The sequence below is a fragment of the Pseudomonas sp. P5_109 genome (genome assembly GCF_034009455.1).
Lineage (GTDB): Bacteria > Pseudomonadota > Gammaproteobacteria > Pseudomonadales > Pseudomonadaceae > Aquipseudomonas.
The window spans coordinates 4,751,427-4,768,065 of record NZ_CP125380.1; the positions used below are offsets into that span (position 1 = coordinate 4,751,427).

Sequence of the window (16,639 nt, forward strand, 5' to 3'; positions counted from 1 at the left end):
ATGGCCCGTTGATAGCGATGCATTCTATGGAACTGAATACTTCAGGAAAATTCGTATTTTTAGCGGTTATACTTCGGTTTTTACGAACTGTAGATCGCCATGCTCAACTATCGGCAATTGCATTACTTCTGGGTGGTGGCCAAGACCGGCAGCATCGTGCGTGCCTGCGAGCAGCTCAATCTCACGCCACAAACCATCAGCGGGCAGATTTCATTGCTGGAACAGACCTTTGGCATCGAATTGTTTCGGCGCGTCGGACGGCAACTCGAACTGACCGAGGCCGGACGCCAGGCCCTGCCCTACGCCGAGCAAATGTTTCAGCTGGGGGGCGAACTGGAACTGATGCTGCGGGCACAACCCAATGAGCAGCAGATTCTGTTTCGTGTCGGTGTGGCCGACGTGGTGCCCAAATCCATCGTCTATCGCCTGATCGCACCGACCATGGAGCTGAGCGAACCGCTGCGCATCACGTGCCGCGAAGACAAGCTTGAGCGTTTGTTGGCCGACCTGGCGATCCAGCGCCTGGACCTGGTGATATCCGACAGCCCGATGCCGTCGCACCTGGACATCAAGGGCTACAGCCAGAAACTCGGTGAGTGCGGGATCAGCTTCTTCGCCACCCCGGAGCTGGCGGCACGTTATGGACACGACTTCCCGCGCAATCTGCACGGTGCGCCGCTGCTGATTCCCGGCCCGGAAACCGTGGTGCGCAGTCGCTTGCAGCGCTGGTTCGCCGAGCAGCAGATCCAGCCGCAGATTGTCGGTGAGTTCGACGACAGCGCCCTGATGCAGGCCTTTGGCCAATCCGGCAGCGGGATTTTCATCGGTCCGAGCGTGATCGCCGATGAAGTGAAACGCCAATGTGGCGTAGAGGTGATTGGCCAGACCGACGCGGTGAGCGAGTCGTTCTATGCCATTTCAGTGGAGCGCAAGGTCAAGCACCCCGGCATTGTTGCCATTACCGAAGGTGCCCGACGCGAGCTGTTTACAGCGCTGTAACCTCTTCACGCGGCTTGAAGGTCATCAGCGCGATGGCCAGCAGGATCGAAGCCAGAATGAAAGCGGCCGCCGCAAAACCAAGGCCTTGCAGGCCGACGCTGTCGATCACCCGGCCACCGATCATCGCGCCCAGGCCGATACCGAGGTTGGCCCCGGCGATGTTCAGCGACGCGGCGAACGCCGGCGCCTCGGGCGCGGCTTTCATCAGGCGCACATGGCTGACCAGGAACAACGCTGCCTGGGTTACGCCCCAAATGCCCATGGCCGCCGCCAGGCCGAGCGGCGAATGAATGTTCGGCACCAGTGCCACCAGGCCGGCAATCATGAACGCGCAGAACATCATCGACGCCATCAGCGGATGACGATCCACCGCCCGGCCGCCCAGGGAGTTGCCGATCAGCCCGACCGCGCCGAAGCCCATGAGACACCAGCCGACCACCGTACCGTTGAAACCGGCCAGGCGCTCAAGAATGTCCGCCAGATAGGTGTAGGCGGTGAACATGCCGCTGAACACAATCACCGACAGCAGCACATGCCCCAGCATCAGCGGACTGCGCAGGATCTTGAACTGCGACCGGAAGCTCACCTGATGCTGATGCAGATTGGTTTTCGGCAGGTAGATAAACAGCAGCAACGCCTTGGCAAAGGCGATGACTGCCAGAATCGCGAAGGCGCTGCGCCAGCCGAACGCATCGGAAATCAGCGTGCCCACCGGAATGCCGAACACCGTGGCGCAGACAATGCCGAAGCCGATCTTGGCGATGGCGCGCCCGGCGTAATCCGGCCCGACGATGTCCACCGCCGTCTCGCTGGCCAGTGCCCAGAACACCGGCAGCCCCAGCGCCGGGATCAACCGGGCAAAGGCCATCACCCAGATGTTCGGCGCCAGTGCCGCCAGCGTGTTGGCCAGGCCAAACATGATCAGCACCGAGATGAACAGCTTGCGCCGTTCGAAGCGGGCGAAGTATGCCGTCAGGAACGGCCCGAACGCGGCCACGGTGAAAGCGAACAACGTCACCAGCAAACCGGCCTGCGGGATGCTGACGTCCAGGTCCCGGGCGATGGCCGGTAACAGGCCGACGATGATGAATTCCGTGGTCAGCACCGTGAAACCGGCGGCAGACAACAGAAGAATGGGCAACAGCATGCAGAACTCCAGAAAAAACGACGACACCAGCGATAGCCCGAAGGCCCACTGGCAGACATGAAAATGAGGATGGCGAATCTTAACAGAGTGTTTCCGCACGCGGTTGCACGAACCTGCCTATCTCGTTGAATACCATGGTGGCAGTTCGTCACAGGTCTGAAAGATCGTGCCCACGCTGGGCTGTGATAAAGTCCGCGCCCTGAAAAACGTACACCCTGTGGTTAATGCCGATCGGTTAAACCGAGACACTGAACCCGTGGCGAGGGAGCTTGCTCGCGCTGGGCAGCGAAGCGGCCCCAACAAATGGGCCTGCTGCGCAGTCCAGCGCGAGCAAGCTCCCTCGCCACAGGAATCAGCGCTGGCATTAGCCCCGTGTTTCCTTCTCGGTTTCCTGCCTGCGGCCTGCCCTGTTTGTTGCTGCGCACCTGCGAAACCCTGCACCTAAAAAATCAGAGATGCCGTTTTATGACAGCTTCATCCCCTTCTCTATTGCAACGCCTTAAACGCTTGAGCCTGGTCACGCAAATCGTGATCGGCCTGATCGCCGGTATTGCCCTGGCCCTGTTTGCCCCTGACGTGGCGAAGTCCACCGCGTTCATCGGCAAAGTGTTTGTCTCGGCGCTGAAAGCGGTCGCGCCGATTCTGGTGTTCGTGCTGGTCATGGCGTCGATTGCCAACCACAAGCACGGTCAGGAAACCCACATCCGGCCGATTCTGTTCCTGTATCTGCTGGGCACTTTCGCCGCCGCCGTGGTCGCGGTGGTTGCCAGCATGATGTTCCCGTCGAGCCTGGTGCTGTCGACCCAGGACGTCGCGGTCACGGCGCCGGGCGGAATTGGCGAAGTGTTGCAAAGCCTGTTGCTGAGCGTGGTCGATAACCCGGTCAGCGCCCTGATGAACGCCAACTTCATCGGCATTCTGGCCTGGGCCATCGGCATGGGCATCGCCATTCGCCATGCCGGCGACACGACCCGTGAAGTGCTGGGCGACCTGTCCAACGGCGTGACGGTGATCGTGCGCCTGGTGATCAGCTTCGCCCCGCTGGGCATCTTCGGCCTGGTGGCCTCGACGCTCGCCACCTCCGGCTTCGGCGCCTTGATCGGCTACGCGCACTTGCTGGCCGTGCTGCTCGGCTGCATGTTGTTTGTCGCGCTGGTGATGAACCCGCTCATCGTGTTCTGGAAACTGCGCCGCAACCCGTACCCGCTGGTGCTGACCTGCCTGCGCGAGAGCGGCATCACGGCGTTCTTCACCCGTAGCTCGGCGGCGAACATCCCGGTCAACCTGGAGTTGAGCAAGCGCCTGGGCCTGCACGAAGACACCTACTCGGTATCGATCCCGTTGGGCGCGACCATCAACATGGCCGGCGCTGCGATCACCATCACCGTGCTGTCCCTGGCGGCCGTGCACACCCTGGGCATCGCCGTGGACATTCCGACCGCGATCCTGCTCAGCGTCGTCGCAGCAATCTGCGCCTGCGGTGCTTCGGGCGTGGCGGGTGGTTCGCTGTTGCTGATTCCACTGGCGTGCAGCCTGTTCGGCATCCCGAGCGAAATCGCCATGCAGGTGGTGGCGGTCGGTTTCATCATTGGTGTGTTGCAGGATTCGGCGGAGACAGCGTTGAATTCCTCCACCGACGTGCTGTTCACCGCGGCGGCTTGCCTGGGTGAAGAGCAGAAAGCCCAGCGTCTGGCGTAACGCCGCCACCCCATGTGGGAGCGGGCTTGCTCGCGAAGGGGCCGTCAGTTTCAACATTAGCGTTGGCTGACACACCGCTTTCGCGAGCAAGCCCGCTCCCACAGCAAACCGCGTACACATGAAAAAGCCCCCGCAGCCAAAGGCTCCGGGGGCTTTTTTGTACCTGGACGGTTTAGAACGCGCCCATGTAGTCGCGCTTGCCCACTTCCACGCCGTTGTGGCGCAGCAGTGCGTAAGTGGTGGTGACGTGGAAGAAGAACTGCGGCAGGCCGTAGGTCAGCAGGTAGGACTGGCCAGTGAAGCGTTTTTCTTTAGGCGTGCCCGGGCGGGTGACGATCTCGATGCCTTCCTTGCCGTTGATCTGCTCAGGCTTGATGCTGCCGATGAAGGCCAGGGCCTTGGCGATCAATGCTTGAAGATCGGCGAAGGTGGTTTCCGTGTCGTCGTACTTCGGCAATTCGACTTCGGCCAGGCGACCGCTAACGCCCTTGCTGAAATCAACGGCGATCTGCACCTGACGCACCAGCGGGAACATGTCCGGGAACAGGCGCGCTTGCAGGAAAGCGTTAGGGTCGATGTTTTTTTCGGTGGCGTGAGCCTCGGCCTTTTTCAGCACATCGCTCAGGGCGTTGAGCATTTGCTGGAAAACAGGCACGGAAGCGTCGTACAGGGAAATGGTCATGGCAGGTCTCGTCTGGAGGGAACGTGGGTCATGTCGGTCAACGATGAATATGTGAGCGCTTTTGTAGGAGCGAGCCTGCTCGCGATGGACGTTAACGATAACGCGCCCAGTCTGAATTGACGCGTTGCATTTGAGTTCATCGCGAGCAGGCTCGCTCCTACAAAGGTCCGCATTGAGTTAACCAATCGGTATCAGGGGCCGATTATAGCCATGCACGCCCCTCCCGAGACCGGTCTTTTTCAGCTGCCGTACACTTTGGCCGCCGGAATGGCCTGAGCCACCAACTGTGCGACGGCCTCGCCCATCTCGTCGACCGCCCAGCGGCCCTGGCGATCCAGTTGCGGACCACGGCGCCAGCCATCGGCGATCGACAACTTGCCGCCCTCGACTTCGAACATCTGCCCCGTGACGTCAGCGGACGCCTCGGAGCCCAGCCACACCACCAGCGGTGCGACGTTTTCCGGAGCGAAGTAATCGAAGCCCTCTTCCGGTTTTTTCATGGTGTCGGCGAACACCTGCTCGGTCATCCCAGTGCGCGCGGCCGGTGCCAGGGCGTTGGCGGTGATGCCGTAGCGGCGCAGTTCAGCGGCCTGCACCAGCGTCAGCGAAGCAATGCCGCCCTTGGCCGCCGCGTAGTTGGACTGGCCGATGGAGCCCTGCAAACCGGCACCGGAGCTGGTGTTGATGATCCGCGCATCGACCTTGGCGCCGCCCTTGGCCTGCTCGCGCCAGTACTTCACGGCGTGGCTGGAAATGCAGAAGTGGCCCTTCAGGTGCACGGCCACCACGGCGTCCCAGTCGGACTCGCTGAGGCTGGCGAACATGCGGTCGCGGCAGATGCCGGCGTTGTTGACCACCACGTTCAGGTCGCCGAAGGTTTCGATGGCCTGGCGCACGATCAGCTCCGCCGAGTCGTAGCGGGTGATGTCGTCGCTGTTGGCCACGGCGCTGCCGCCCTGCCCGAGGATTTCACCCACCACGGCGAGCGCCGCTTCGCGGTTGATGTCGTTGACCACCACCTTCGCGCCTTCAGCGGCGAAGGCCAGTGCGTAGGCACGGCCCAGGCCTGCGCCGGCACCGGTGATGATCACGACGCGGTTTTCACAGATTTTCATAGGGTTATTCCTTAAAATTCATCACAGCACAAATCGCTGTAGGAGCCGGCTTGCTGGCGATAGGGTCACTGCGGTGCGCCTGGTACACCGCGGTGATCCCATCGCCAGCAAGCCGGCTCCTACAGGATCGGTGTGCATCCTGGTTTACAAGCGTTCGATGATCGTCACGTTGGCCTGCCCACCGCCTTCGCACATGGTCTGCATGCCGAAGCGTCCGCCGCTGCGTTCCAGTTCATGCAACAAGGTGCACATCAAGCGGGTGCCGGTGGCGCCCAGCGGATGGCCGAGGGCAATCGCGCCGCCGTTGACGTTGGTCTGTTCATGGGGATAACCGGTCTCTTTCAACCAGGCCATGGCCACCGAAGCGAAGGCCTCGTTAATCTCCACCCGGTCAATGTCTTCGAGCTTCATGCCGGCGCGCTTGAGTGCGTAGGCGGTGGCCGGGATCGGCGCGGTGAGCATCCAGATCGGGTCCTCGGCGCGTACGCTCAGGTGGTGGATGCGTGCCCGTGGCGTCAGGCCGTAGCGCTTGAGCGCCGCCTCCGAGACGATCAGCATCGCGCTGGCCGCGTCGCAGGTCTGGCTCGACACCGCCGCCGTCACCCGATCGCAGCCGAACAGGAATTCCAGCTCGGCCATTTTTTCCAGGCTGGTCTGGCGCGGCGTTTCGTCATGCAGTACGCCGGCGAGCGGCACGATCTCGCGGTTGAAGCGGCCCTGTTCGATGGCCTGCAAGGCACGTCGATGGGACTCCAGGGAATAGGCTTCAAGCTGTGCCCGGGACAGGTCCCATTTTTCCGCGATCATCTGCGCCGAACGGAACTGCGTCGGTGGTTGCGCGCCATAGCGCCGCACCCAGCCTTCGGAGCCACTGAACGGATCGGTGAAGCCCAACGGCTCGGCAGCGATCATCGCCGAGGAAATCGGGATCTGCGTCATGGTCTGCACGCCACCGGCGATGACCACGTCCTGGGTGCCACTCATCACCGCCTGGGCGGCGAAGTGCACCGCTTGCTGGGACGAACCGCACTGACGGTCGATGGTGGTACCCGGCACCGATTGCGACAGACCGGCCGCCAGCCAGCTGGTGCGAGCGATATCACCGGCCAGTGGGCCGATGGTGTCGACGCAACCGAAGATCACATCGTCGTATTCCTCGTCGGGAATGTCGTTACGTTCGACCAACGCGCGCAAAACATGGGCGCCCAGGTCGGCGGCGTGGATCTGGCTCAGACCACCCTTGCGCCGCCCGGTGGGCGTGCGCAGGGCATCGACGATATAGGCTTCAGGCATGGTGTACCTCGGTGAAAAAATTAAAATCAGGCGCCGAAAACTTGTGGAATGTCGTCACCCTTACTGACTGGTTAGAACGTACTGCCCGCACCCAGTGCTGGCTTGCCGTCAAACAACGCGGTACGAACCCGCCCTTTGTGCAATCCGCGATCACCCCAGACCTTGTCCAGCGCCCAGGCGCGCTTCATGAACAGATGCAAGTCGACTTCCCAGGTGTAACCCATGGCGCCGTGGGCCTGGATGGTGTTCTTCGCCGCGAGCATCGCCGCTTCCGCCGTTGCCAGCTTGGCGTGGGACACCAGCACGTCCTGCCCCGCTTGCTGCTCGACGACGGCATAGGCGGCGCGATACAACGGCCCCTTGGCGAACTCGATCTGCACCGCGACGTTGGCCATCAAATGCTTGACGGCCTGGAACGAGCCGACCGGCTTGCCGAACTGTTTGCGCTCGAAGGTGTAGTCCACCGCCAGGTCAACCATGCGCTTGGCCAGCCCCAATAGTTGCGCGGCACTGGCGAGGGCGCCACGGTTGAAGGCGGCTGCCCACAAACGCCGTCCTTGTTCGCCGCTGGCCACGCAAGTAGCGGGTGTTGGCGTCCACTCGACCTGGAACAGTTGACGGCTCGGGTCGACCGACTCGTTGCGGGTCAGGCGCACGGCATCACGCTCCAGCGCATGCACCTCGTCGCCATGGGCCAGCAACAGCAGATCGGCAACATGGGCATCGCTGACCAGCGGATTACCCGGCTCCGAAACGGCCAGGCGTGCACGCCCCTCGGCCACTCGCGACAGCCATTTTTGTTTGAGCGGCGCGTGTTGCTCATCCAGGGCGGCAAGCAACGGCACGCCGACCAGCATGGTGTCCACCAACGGTTCGGGCAGCCCGGCATACCCGCATTCCTGGGCGATCAATACGAAGTCCAGTTCGTTCATGCCCATGCCGTCCTGCGCCTCGGGCACGGTCAGCGCGGTCAGGCCCAGTTCCACCAGCTGCGCCCAGAGTCGCTCACTGCGCCCGCTGTCGCTCTGCCACAGTTCGCGAATGCGTTCCGGGGTGACTTCGTTGATCAGGAAGCTGCGGACGTTGTCCTGAAACAGCAGTTGGTCGCGGCTGAAACTAAAGTCCATGGTCTATTCCTCAGGCTCGCGGCATGCCGAGCATGCGTTCGGCAATGATGTTGCGCTGGATCTCGTTGGTGCCGGCGTAGATCGGCCCGGCCTGGGCAAACAGGAAACCTTCCAGCCAATGACCGACGTCACCGGCAGCCGGAGCTTCAGGCAATAGTTCGCCGCGCAGGCCGAGAATGCTCATGGCGGTGTCGTGCATGCGCTGGTCGAGTTCGGACCAGAAGATCTTGTTGGTCGACGATTCCGGCCCGATCTTGCCGCCCTGCACCAGTTGCGAGGCGGTCATGTAGGTGCTCAGGGTGTAGGCCTCGGCATCGAGCCAGGCGCGCATCACCGCTTCGCCTATGGCCGGGTCGCGGTCGGCCTGCTCGCGGTTGGCCAGGTACAACTGCACCAGGCGCTTGGCGGTTTCCTGGAAGCGCGCCGGTGAACGCAGCAACAAACCGCGCTCGAAACCGGCGGTGGACATCGCCACGTGCCAGCCCATGCCTTCGCCACCGAGGGCGTTTTCCACCGGCACCTTGACGTCGTCGAAGAAGATCTCGGCAAAGCCCGGCAAGCCATTGAGCTGCGGGATCGGCCGCACGGTGATGCCCGGCGTGTCCAGCGGCAGCAGGATGAAGGTCAGGCCGTGATGACGCTGGGACTGCGCGTCGGTACGGAAAATACCGAACGCCCAATCGGCCCACACAGCGCGGGTCGACCAGGTCTTCTGGCCATTGATCACGTAGTGGTCGCCCACCCGTTCAGCCTTGGAGCGGATCGCCGCCATGTCGGAACCGGCACCCGGCTCGGACCAGGCCTGGGCCCAGATGTCTTCGCCGGTGGCCATGCGTGGCAGGAAACGCGCTTTCTGTTCTTCGCTGCCGTATTCCATCAGGGTCGGGCCGAGCAGGAAAATGCCGTTCTGGTTGACCCGTGCCGGCGCCCCGGAACGGTAGTATTCCTCTTCGAAAATCAGCCATTCGATCAGGTCGCAGCCGCGCCCGCCGAGTTCGGTCGGCCAAGTGACCATGCCCCAACGGCCTTCATTGAGCCTGGCTTCCCAGGCGCGGTGCTCGGCAAAGCCCTGTTCGGTGTCGAACGATTGCAGCGGTTCACTCGGTACATTGGCCGCCAGCCAGGTCCGTGCCTCGGCACGAAAGGCCTGCTGGGCCGGGGTATAGGTCAGGTCCATGGATATGCCTTCAGCCGTTGAATCGGGCATCGCGTTTCTCGACGAACGAGTCGCGTGCTTCCTGAGAGTCCAGTGAGCGGTAGGCTTCGAGGGTGAAGCCTTGTTCCCAGCGGTATTTGTCTTCGAGATTGCCGTCTTCGATGCCGGTCAGCGCTTCCTTGGCCAGGCTGATCATGCCCGGGCTCTTGGCGGCGATGGTGCGGGCGATCTGCAACGCGGCTTCGCGCAAGTCTTCGCGCTTGACCACCCGTTCCACCGCGCCCAGCCGATAAGCCTCGGCGGCGTCGATGGCCTCGCCGGTGAAGTACATGTGGCGGACTTTCTGCACCGGGAACAGGCGCTGCAAATGCGCGCCACCACCCATGGCCCCGCGATCCACTTCAGGCACGCCGAAGGTCGCGCATTCGGAAGCGACGATGATGTCGGCGGCGCCACAGATGCCGATGCCGCCGCCCAGTACGAAGCCGTGCACGGCGACGATCACCGGTTTCGGGTTGCGGTGGATGGCCTTGAAGCTGTCGTAGTTACCCTTGTTCACGGCGACGATCAGGCTGCCGTCGACGGCCAGTTCCTTGATATCGACCCCGGCGCAGAAGCCGCGGCCTTCTGCACGAATCACGATCACCCGCACGTCGCTGTCGCGGCCCAGGTTTTCGATCTCGCTGGCGATATCGGCCCAGCCCTGGTTGTTGAAGGCGTTGACCGGTGGCCGGTCGAACACCAGTTCGGCGATGCCGTTATCGATACTCACGCTAAATGGTTTCATGTCTTTCCCCTTACGACACACGGCGACACAGCTCGCCCAGGCGCGCTTCGGCGTCGCGGACGATCTGTTCAATCAATTGGGCGCAGCTGGGCAAGCTGTCGATGGATGCAGCGATCTGCCCGGCGGGCAACACGCCCGCGGCCGGTTGCCCGTCGACCATGGCTTTCTGGATCACCATCGGCGCGTTGGCAGCCATGATGCTTTGCGCGGCGGTCAGCTCACCGCTACCGCGCATCTTCAGCGCGCTGCTCAGCAGTTGCGTCAGGCTCATGCCGGTGTGGCGGCGGTAAGCCAGGCCACTCTGCAACGCCAGCAACAGGCGCTTGAGGCCGCCGCTGTTTTCCAGCTGGTTGAGCAATTCGTTGCGGATCATCCGTTGCGGCATGCCGTCGATGGCGCGGCTGATGATGATCGCTGCCGGGTCCTTGACCGCCAGGTAGCGGGCCAGGGTCGCCTGGGGCACCGGGCTGTCGGCGCACATCAGGAAACGCGTGCCCATGGCGATGCCTTCGGCGCCGTAGGCCAGGGCCGAGACCAAGCCCTTGCCATCCTTGAAACCGCCGGCCGCCACCACGGGCACCGACACGGCATTGACCACCTGATCCAGCAGCATCGACGTCGGCACGGAACCGGTATGCCCACCGCCCTCGCCACCCTGTACGGTCACCGCATCGGCGCCCATTTCCACGGCTTTCTGCGCATGCTTGAGCGCGCCGACCGTGGGAATGCACACCACGCCGGCATCCTTCAGGCGGCTGATCATTTGCTTGCCCGGCGAACGGCTGTAGCTGACCGCGCGGACTTTATGACGCAACACCAACTCGACGATCTCGCCGGCATTGGCCTGGTACATATGGAAATTCACCCCGAACGGCTGATCGGTCAGGCGCCGGGTTTCGATGATCGCCGCTTCCATCTGTTGCGGCTCGATGGTCGCCCCGGCGAGAAAACCGAAACCGCCAGCATTGCCCGTGGCCGCCACCAGTTTCGGGTCGGCGACCCAGCCCATGGCGGTCTGGATGATCGGATAGCGGCAACCGAGCAGTTCAGTCAAACGGGTATTCAACGAGATCGCCATGCTCACGCCTCGCCCGTTTTGCGCTGGGAACTGGCCATGGCCTTGGCGTCGTAGCCGCCGAGGCGGTCGCCGGACACCAGTTCGTTGTGGGCATGGGCGAAGTGATGCAGGCCGAACACCATGTCCATGGTCGCGCGCTTGCCCATCAGGTCCTCGGCGTTGTTCACCGCTTGCTTGCTCAGTTGCAGGCCCAGGCGCGGCATTTGTGCGATGCGCCCGGCGATGTCGAGGGTCTGTTGTTCCAGCTCGTCGCGAGCCACCACCCGATTGAGCATGCCCATCTGATAGGCACGGGGTGCCGGCATGCGTTCGCCGAGGAAGAGGAACTCCTTGGCGATGCGCGGATTGAGCTCATGCACGTGGGCAAAGTACTCAACCCCGGGAATGCCCATGCGCACCACCGGATCGGCGAAGTAGGCATCCTCGCTGGCGACGATCAGGTCGCAGACCCAGGCCAACATCAAGCCACCGGCAATGCACGCGCCCTGGACCATGGCGATGGTCGGCTTGGGCATCTCGCGCCAGCGGCGGCACATGCCCAGATAGACTTCCTGCTCGCGGGCATAGAGAAACTCGCCGCCCGGTTTGTTCACATGGTCGTACCACAGGCTGGCGCGGTCGAAGGTCTTGTCGACGTCGCGGCCCGGGGTGCCGATGTCGTGCCCGGCGGAGAAGTGCTTGCCGGCGCCACGCAACACAATGACCTTCACTTCATCGTCATCGCAGGCCCGGCGAAACGCCGCGTCCAGCGCATAGGTCATCTGCGAGTTCTGCGCGTTGTGGAACTCGGGGCGGTTCATGGTGACCAGGGCCACCGCGCCACGCACCTCGTACAGCACCACCTCGGCCTGATTGTTATCGTTATGTTCAGCCATCACTTTTCTCCGCAACGCGTTGCTCAGCGTTGGCCTGGCGGGTTGTCTTTGAGTTGCAGGGCGCGCAGGTTGTGCGGGTCCAGACGCTGGATCAGTTGCAATTGCTCGACAGTCGGGGCCGCCGTGGTCGGGCAGTCGTCCGGCACGTGCAATTCGAAACCGGTGTTGTCCTGGACTTGCGCTGCCGTCACGCCGGGGTGCAGCGAACGGATGCGCATCTGCCGCTGCGGACCCTGGAAATCCAGGACGCAGAGGTCGGTGATGATCAGGCGGATGTCGATGTCGTCCAGCGACCAGCCCCGCGCCAGACGCGCCGGGTTGTAGCCGACCGAGGCGACCATATCGACCTCGCCTTCGACGAACACCCGACGGTTATGGCTCGGCACGCAAAACGAGTTGGCGTGGCTGATCGAGTTGCCGGGGAAACCGCGCACACCGAGCATCTGTGCCTTGGGCTTGGCGTAGTCGCCGATGCAGGAAATGTTCGCCTGACCGTAACGGTCGATCTGGGTCGGGCCGACCAGTGCATGGCGCTTGCCGCCCCAGACGTTGTCGAAAATCCGCGAGAAACCCATCCAGCTGTCGCGCTTGGGTTCATAGCCTTTTCGCGCGCCCAACGGCACCGGTTCGGCAACCATGTAGGCTTCGGAGTCGGTCATCAGCAGCTGCGGGTTGCTGGTCAGCATGGCCAGCGAAGCGGCCAGGCGCGGGATCACGCCGATGCCGCTGGCCAGAACCTCGCCGTCTTCACGCCAGGCTTCGGCGGCCGCGCAGATCATCAGTTCGGCGAGGCTGTAAGTAGTAGTGCTCATCGGAAGGTTCCTTAGAAAATCGGCAACGGCAGTTCACGGATCGCAGCCAGGCCGCCGACCTTTTCCAGATATTGTTCGTGGGTGCAGTCGACGTAGTCGCGCACGTAGCCTTCCCAGCCATCGGCCGCCTGCACCGTGGCGTTGTAGGCCTTGAAGTGAGCGACGTCGAAACCGTACAGCGGCGTACAGGAAGACGGATGCGCCCCGCCCGGCACGTGGGCCACGGCGGTGGTCAGGTTGCGTTCCCAGAACACCTGATGCGCATGGGCGGCGTCCCGATGGAAATACTCGCTGTCGACCAGCTCATCGCAGGTCACGTAGCTGTGGGTCGCGGCCCGCACGAACAGGTCGTCCATGTAGTGATCCGGACCGCTGATCTGGCACACGCCACGTTTATCGGCACGATCAACGTGGACCAGCGCCGCGTCGAGCTTGAGCGCCGGCATGGCAACCCAGTCCTTGCCATCGGCATAGGGCGAGGCGATCAACTTGATCTGGCGGTTGTGGCGCAGCACATCGGTGCCCAGGCCCACGGCCGTCGGAATGAACGGTACATTCATCGCCGCAGCGCGCAGGCCGAGCAGCAGCATCCCTTCATCGATTTCCATCACTTCCAGTGCCGCTTCCTGGCGTGCCTTGCGGAAGTACGGCTCCAGTGGAATGAAGTCCAGGGATACGAAGGCGAACACCAGCTTCTTGATCTTCCCGGCTGCGCAAAGCATGCCGACGTCCGCCCCCCCGTATGCAACAACAGTCAGCTCCTTGAGGTCCGAGCGCAGGATCTCGCGTACCAGCGCCATCGGCTTGCGGCGCGGGCCCCAGCCACCGATACCGATGGTCATGCCGTCACGCAGTTGGCCGACAATCTCGGCGGTGGTCATTTGCTTGTCCATCGTCTTGTTCCTCATTGGCGACCGACACTGAAGTCGTGGCCCCAGTGGCTGACCACGGTGCTTTCGAACGGCGTGTGGCGGTCCCAGTCGACCACCAGGCCATCGCAGCCGTACTCCAGGTCAAACCCGGACGGGGTCTTGATATAGAAAGAAATCATCTGGTCATTGGTGTGCTGGCCGAGGGTGGCCGACATCTTCACGCCGTTGGCGTGGACGCGATCCAGCGCACGACCGACTTCGTCCAGCGCGTTGACCTCGACCATCATGTGCACGCAACCATGGGGCATCGGGCACTCGAAAATCGCCAGCGAGTGGTGGCGGCCGTTGTTGCAGTGCAGGAAGTGAATGCGCTTTTGCGGTTCGGCCGGGTCCGGGGTGAAGCGGACTTTCATCAGGTCCGACAGGCCGAAGCCCATCACTTGCTCGTAGAAGTCGCGGCAGCGCTCGAAGGCCGGGGCTGGCAGTACGACGTGGCCCATGCCGAGGTCGTTGGTGACGAAACCTTTGACCCCTACCGGCGAAACGAAACGGGCGAAGTCCTGCAGCGGGCCCCAGAAGATTTCGTGACGATTGCCGTCCGGGTCGCTGAAATGCACCAGTTCCTGGACCTTGCGCAGCTCGGTTTCGGCGGCTGTACCGCGCGTGACTTGCACGTCGGCCTGTTGCAGTTCGCTGACTGCCTGTTCCAGGGCTGCTTTGCCGGCGACTTCCCAGCCGCAAGCACCGAAGCTGTTCTCGGCATTCTTCTGCACGAGGATGCGGTAATGACGCTCGTCCATTTTCAGGTACAGCTGCTCATCGTCGCCGCTGACCATCATGCCCAACACCTGGCTTGCGTAGTGGCGCCATTGCGCCAGGTCGCTGGATAACAGGGTGACGTAACCCAGACCGCGGATATCCATGGATGCACTCCTCGTTTTTCTCAGGCCATGCCGCCCTTCGGCTGGTGCCGGGGGAGACTTTATGTAGGGGCCATATGTAGGAGCTATTCAAACGGGTTCGGGGAGGGGCAACATCGTCCAATGGGACTAGCGGATTTGATGGGGTACGCGCATAAAAAACTGTGGGAGCGGGCTTGCTCGCGAAGGCGGCGTGTCAGGCGCCATTGATGTTGAATGTGCCGGCCTCTTCGCGAGCAAGCCCGCTCCCACAGGGGTCAGTGGTGTTGCGGGTTTATGCAGGTGGTTCGATTTGATCGAGCACGCGGTTAGCGGTGATTTCGGCAAGCATGACGCTGTTGGAAATGCCCAGCAGGGCATTGCGATCACCGGTTAGTAGACCGGGGAATCCAAGAAGCCGGCGCGCCCAAGGGCGCCCTGCGTACAGCTACCATCAAAATGCAGGCACAATCGGTGGCGCGAGCTTGCGCAACAACCTGTAGGAGCGAGCCTGCTCGCGATGGTCGTCAACGATAACGCTGAAAGCCTGACACCCCACGGCGTAGTCCGGTTTATCGCAAGCAAGCTCGCTCCCACAAGGGGTATGCAGTGGCCAATACCCTATCCGGCAGGCATATAAAACGGGCCTGGGAGACCCGTTATGGCGTTGCACGCCTGCTCTGTAGTTATTGGTTGGATTTGGATTCTCGCACTTTCTTCTGCTCTGCCAGTGCTATTTCCTTGTAATCATAGGTAGGAAAGAATTCTGTCCGGTAACTTCCCCATGCGGTGTTTTCGAGTGCGAGATTTACCGCTGCGAGACGCGAGGCAGGCAAGCGCAGAACGATGACATGTCCAATACCCATGGTTATATTCCAGCTGACAACCTCCACCCCGGCAGGAGGGAACACCTTGTAAAACCCCAGCTTGGTGAATTGCTCTCTCAACTCCCCCAATGGCCGTGACTGATCGTGTTTCAGGAAAACAGTCAGCATGATTGCATTATCTGGCGTGGCGACAGCCTCTTTTGAGACCGCAGGCGTTGTCGGCTGTGCATTGGCGCCAGCCGAGTACATTCCAGCCAGCAGTAACATAGACATTAATAGCGGTCTGAATTCAATATTCATGTTGTGCCTTTTTTATTTTCTACGGATGTTATTTCAGGACAGCATCAATAAAATCGACGCCTTGGTATATCGAAACAATGAACTGATAAAATACTGCAGGAAGTTTTTAGTGCGACATCGAGGTCTTCAGAGGGCCTTTGTAGGGCGCATGGACCACATAAATCCGGACAGGCGCATTGGCATCGACCATGTCGCGAGGCACCTCTCGTGAATAGGTGAACTCTTCGTTATCCAGTTTTTCCAGTCTTCTGACCACAGTCCTGACCGCTCCTTGATCAGGCACCAGGATATGTGTTGTTTTGTCACCGGTGACAAGGAAGTAACCGCCACCACCATTGTCATACTTTGATAACCCGGTATCGGTATAGAAAAACTCATAACGATTGCGACCGGGATCCCACATTGAAATCCCGACAACACCCGGATACTTTTCCTTCACATCTACTTCAGGGGCTCCCTCTATATAAACCTTGGTTGTCAGCCATTGAGGAGATGAGGCCAATGCTTGAATATCAGACTTAGCCTCCATCTGCTTTCCATGACTGGCAAGTGGACTGAGTAATCCGGCGAAGAGTAAACCTATAAACATTGAGTTGTATTTTCGCATGGAATAATTCCTCGATGAGTTTAGAGGTGACGCTTGTTTTTTTTGTTGTCGTGGAAATTGATCACTGCGATCAGCGGATGGAATATAGGACCGATATCAGCCACTAACAATACCTGGCATATATTTGCAACAATTGCCGCAGACGTTTTCAAGAAGGCTCGGAATCCCCCGTAGGAATTATCGCTGACCGCGATGTTCTCGGAGTTAAACAAGGGGTGACAACTATGCACAGGTCAATCGACCGGGGAGAAATCGGCAGGCATAAAAAAACGGGCCTTGGGGACCCGTTGGAAAGTTGGCCTGACGTCCGTGCCAGGCCTGAAAAACGCCTTGCTTGTCCCACTGGCAGCCCTGTAGGAACTGGC

16 protein-coding genes are annotated in these 16,639 nt (G+C 61.4%); 2 read left to right on the plus strand and 14 right to left on the minus strand.

The annotated features are described in order from the left end of the window. The first annotated feature begins 99 nt into the window (after positions 1-99). Positions 100-999 carry a transcriptional activator NhaR gene (gene nhaR, locus QMK54_RS21135; RefSeq protein ID WP_223589042.1) on the plus strand — a complete coding sequence of 300 codons (900 nt, stop codon included), beginning with the start codon at positions 100-102 and terminating at the stop codon, positions 997-999. Here the strand turns inward: nhaR and QMK54_RS21140 are convergent. After that, the gene (locus tag QMK54_RS21140) at positions 986-2,146 is read right to left on the minus strand and encodes an MFS transporter (protein WP_223589040.1); all 1,161 of its coding nucleotides are present in this window, start codon (positions 2,144-2,146) and stop codon (positions 986-988) included. The genes nhaR and QMK54_RS21140 overlap by 14 nt on opposite strands. A gap of 465 nt (positions 2,147-2,611) precedes the next feature. Here QMK54_RS21140 and sstT point away from each other — a divergent pair, with 465 nt between their 5' ends. Continuing rightward, the gene (gene sstT / locus QMK54_RS21145) at positions 2,612-3,844 is read left to right on the plus strand and encodes a serine/threonine transporter SstT (RefSeq protein ID WP_223589038.1); all 1,233 of its coding nucleotides are present in this window, start codon (positions 2,612-2,614) and stop codon (positions 3,842-3,844) included. A 172-nt stretch (positions 3,845-4,016) separates the two neighbouring features. Here the strand turns inward: sstT and QMK54_RS21150 are convergent, their stop codons facing one another. From QMK54_RS21150 to QMK54_RS21210, 13 genes are all read right to left on the minus strand, one after another. Continuing rightward, positions 4,017-4,526: a DUF1993 family protein gene (locus QMK54_RS21150; protein ID WP_110659938.1), complete on the minus strand. Its 510-nt coding sequence runs from the start codon at positions 4,524-4,526 to the stop codon at positions 4,017-4,019. A 239-nt stretch (positions 4,527-4,765) separates the two neighbouring features. Next, positions 4,766-5,641 (minus strand): SDR family oxidoreductase, encoded by an 876-nt coding sequence (locus QMK54_RS21155; RefSeq protein ID WP_223589035.1) that lies wholly within the window; start codon positions 5,639-5,641, stop codon positions 4,766-4,768. Positions 5,642-5,785: 144 nt separating this feature from the next. Further along, positions 5,786-6,934, minus strand: coding sequence for an acetyl-CoA C-acetyltransferase (locus QMK54_RS21160; protein WP_320401278.1), 1,149 nt, complete (start codon positions 6,932-6,934; stop codon positions 5,786-5,788). A gap of 71 nt (positions 6,935-7,005) precedes the next feature. After that, entirely contained in the window at positions 7,006-8,061 is a 1,056-nt protein-coding gene (locus QMK54_RS21165; RefSeq protein WP_320401279.1) for an acyl-CoA dehydrogenase family protein, read from the minus strand. 10 nt (positions 8,062-8,071) lie between these two features. Beyond that, positions 8,072-9,238, minus strand: coding sequence for an acyl-CoA dehydrogenase family protein (locus tag QMK54_RS21170; RefSeq protein WP_223589132.1), 1,167 nt, complete (start codon positions 9,236-9,238; stop codon positions 8,072-8,074). 10 nt (positions 9,239-9,248) lie between these two features. Next, a complete protein-coding gene (locus QMK54_RS21175) occupies positions 9,249-10,004 on the minus strand; it encodes an enoyl-CoA hydratase family protein (protein ID WP_320401280.1) in 756 nt (251 codons plus the stop codon). Between the two features lie 10 nt (positions 10,005-10,014). Next, a complete protein-coding gene (locus QMK54_RS21180; protein ID WP_223589027.1) occupies positions 10,015-11,082 on the minus strand; it encodes an NAD(P)H-dependent flavin oxidoreductase in 1,068 nt (355 codons plus the stop codon). Between the two features lie 2 nt (positions 11,083-11,084). Further along, positions 11,085-11,957, minus strand: coding sequence for an enoyl-CoA hydratase (locus tag QMK54_RS21185; RefSeq protein WP_046043072.1), 873 nt, complete (start codon positions 11,955-11,957; stop codon positions 11,085-11,087). 23 nt (positions 11,958-11,980) lie between these two features. Then, positions 11,981-12,769, minus strand: coding sequence for a ketoacid CoA transferase (locus QMK54_RS21190; protein WP_320401281.1), 789 nt, complete (start codon positions 12,767-12,769; stop codon positions 11,981-11,983). Between the two features lie 11 nt (positions 12,770-12,780). Then, a complete protein-coding gene (locus tag QMK54_RS21195; RefSeq protein WP_223589023.1) occupies positions 12,781-13,662 on the minus strand; it encodes a CoA transferase subunit A in 882 nt (293 codons plus the stop codon). Positions 13,663-13,673: 11 nt separating this feature from the next. Beyond that, entirely contained in the window at positions 13,674-14,564 is an 891-nt protein-coding gene (locus QMK54_RS21200; protein WP_223589020.1) for a VOC family protein, read from the minus strand. 662 nt (positions 14,565-15,226) lie between these two features. Continuing rightward, positions 15,227-15,667 carry a hypothetical protein gene (locus QMK54_RS21205; RefSeq protein WP_413787343.1) on the minus strand — a complete coding sequence of 147 codons (441 nt, stop codon included), beginning with the start codon at positions 15,665-15,667 and terminating at the stop codon, positions 15,227-15,229. Between the two features lie 106 nt (positions 15,668-15,773). Then, positions 15,774-16,274: a DUF4822 domain-containing protein gene (locus tag QMK54_RS21210; protein WP_110661852.1), complete on the minus strand. Its 501-nt coding sequence runs from the start codon at positions 16,272-16,274 to the stop codon at positions 15,774-15,776. Positions 16,275-16,639: the final 365 nt, after the last annotated feature.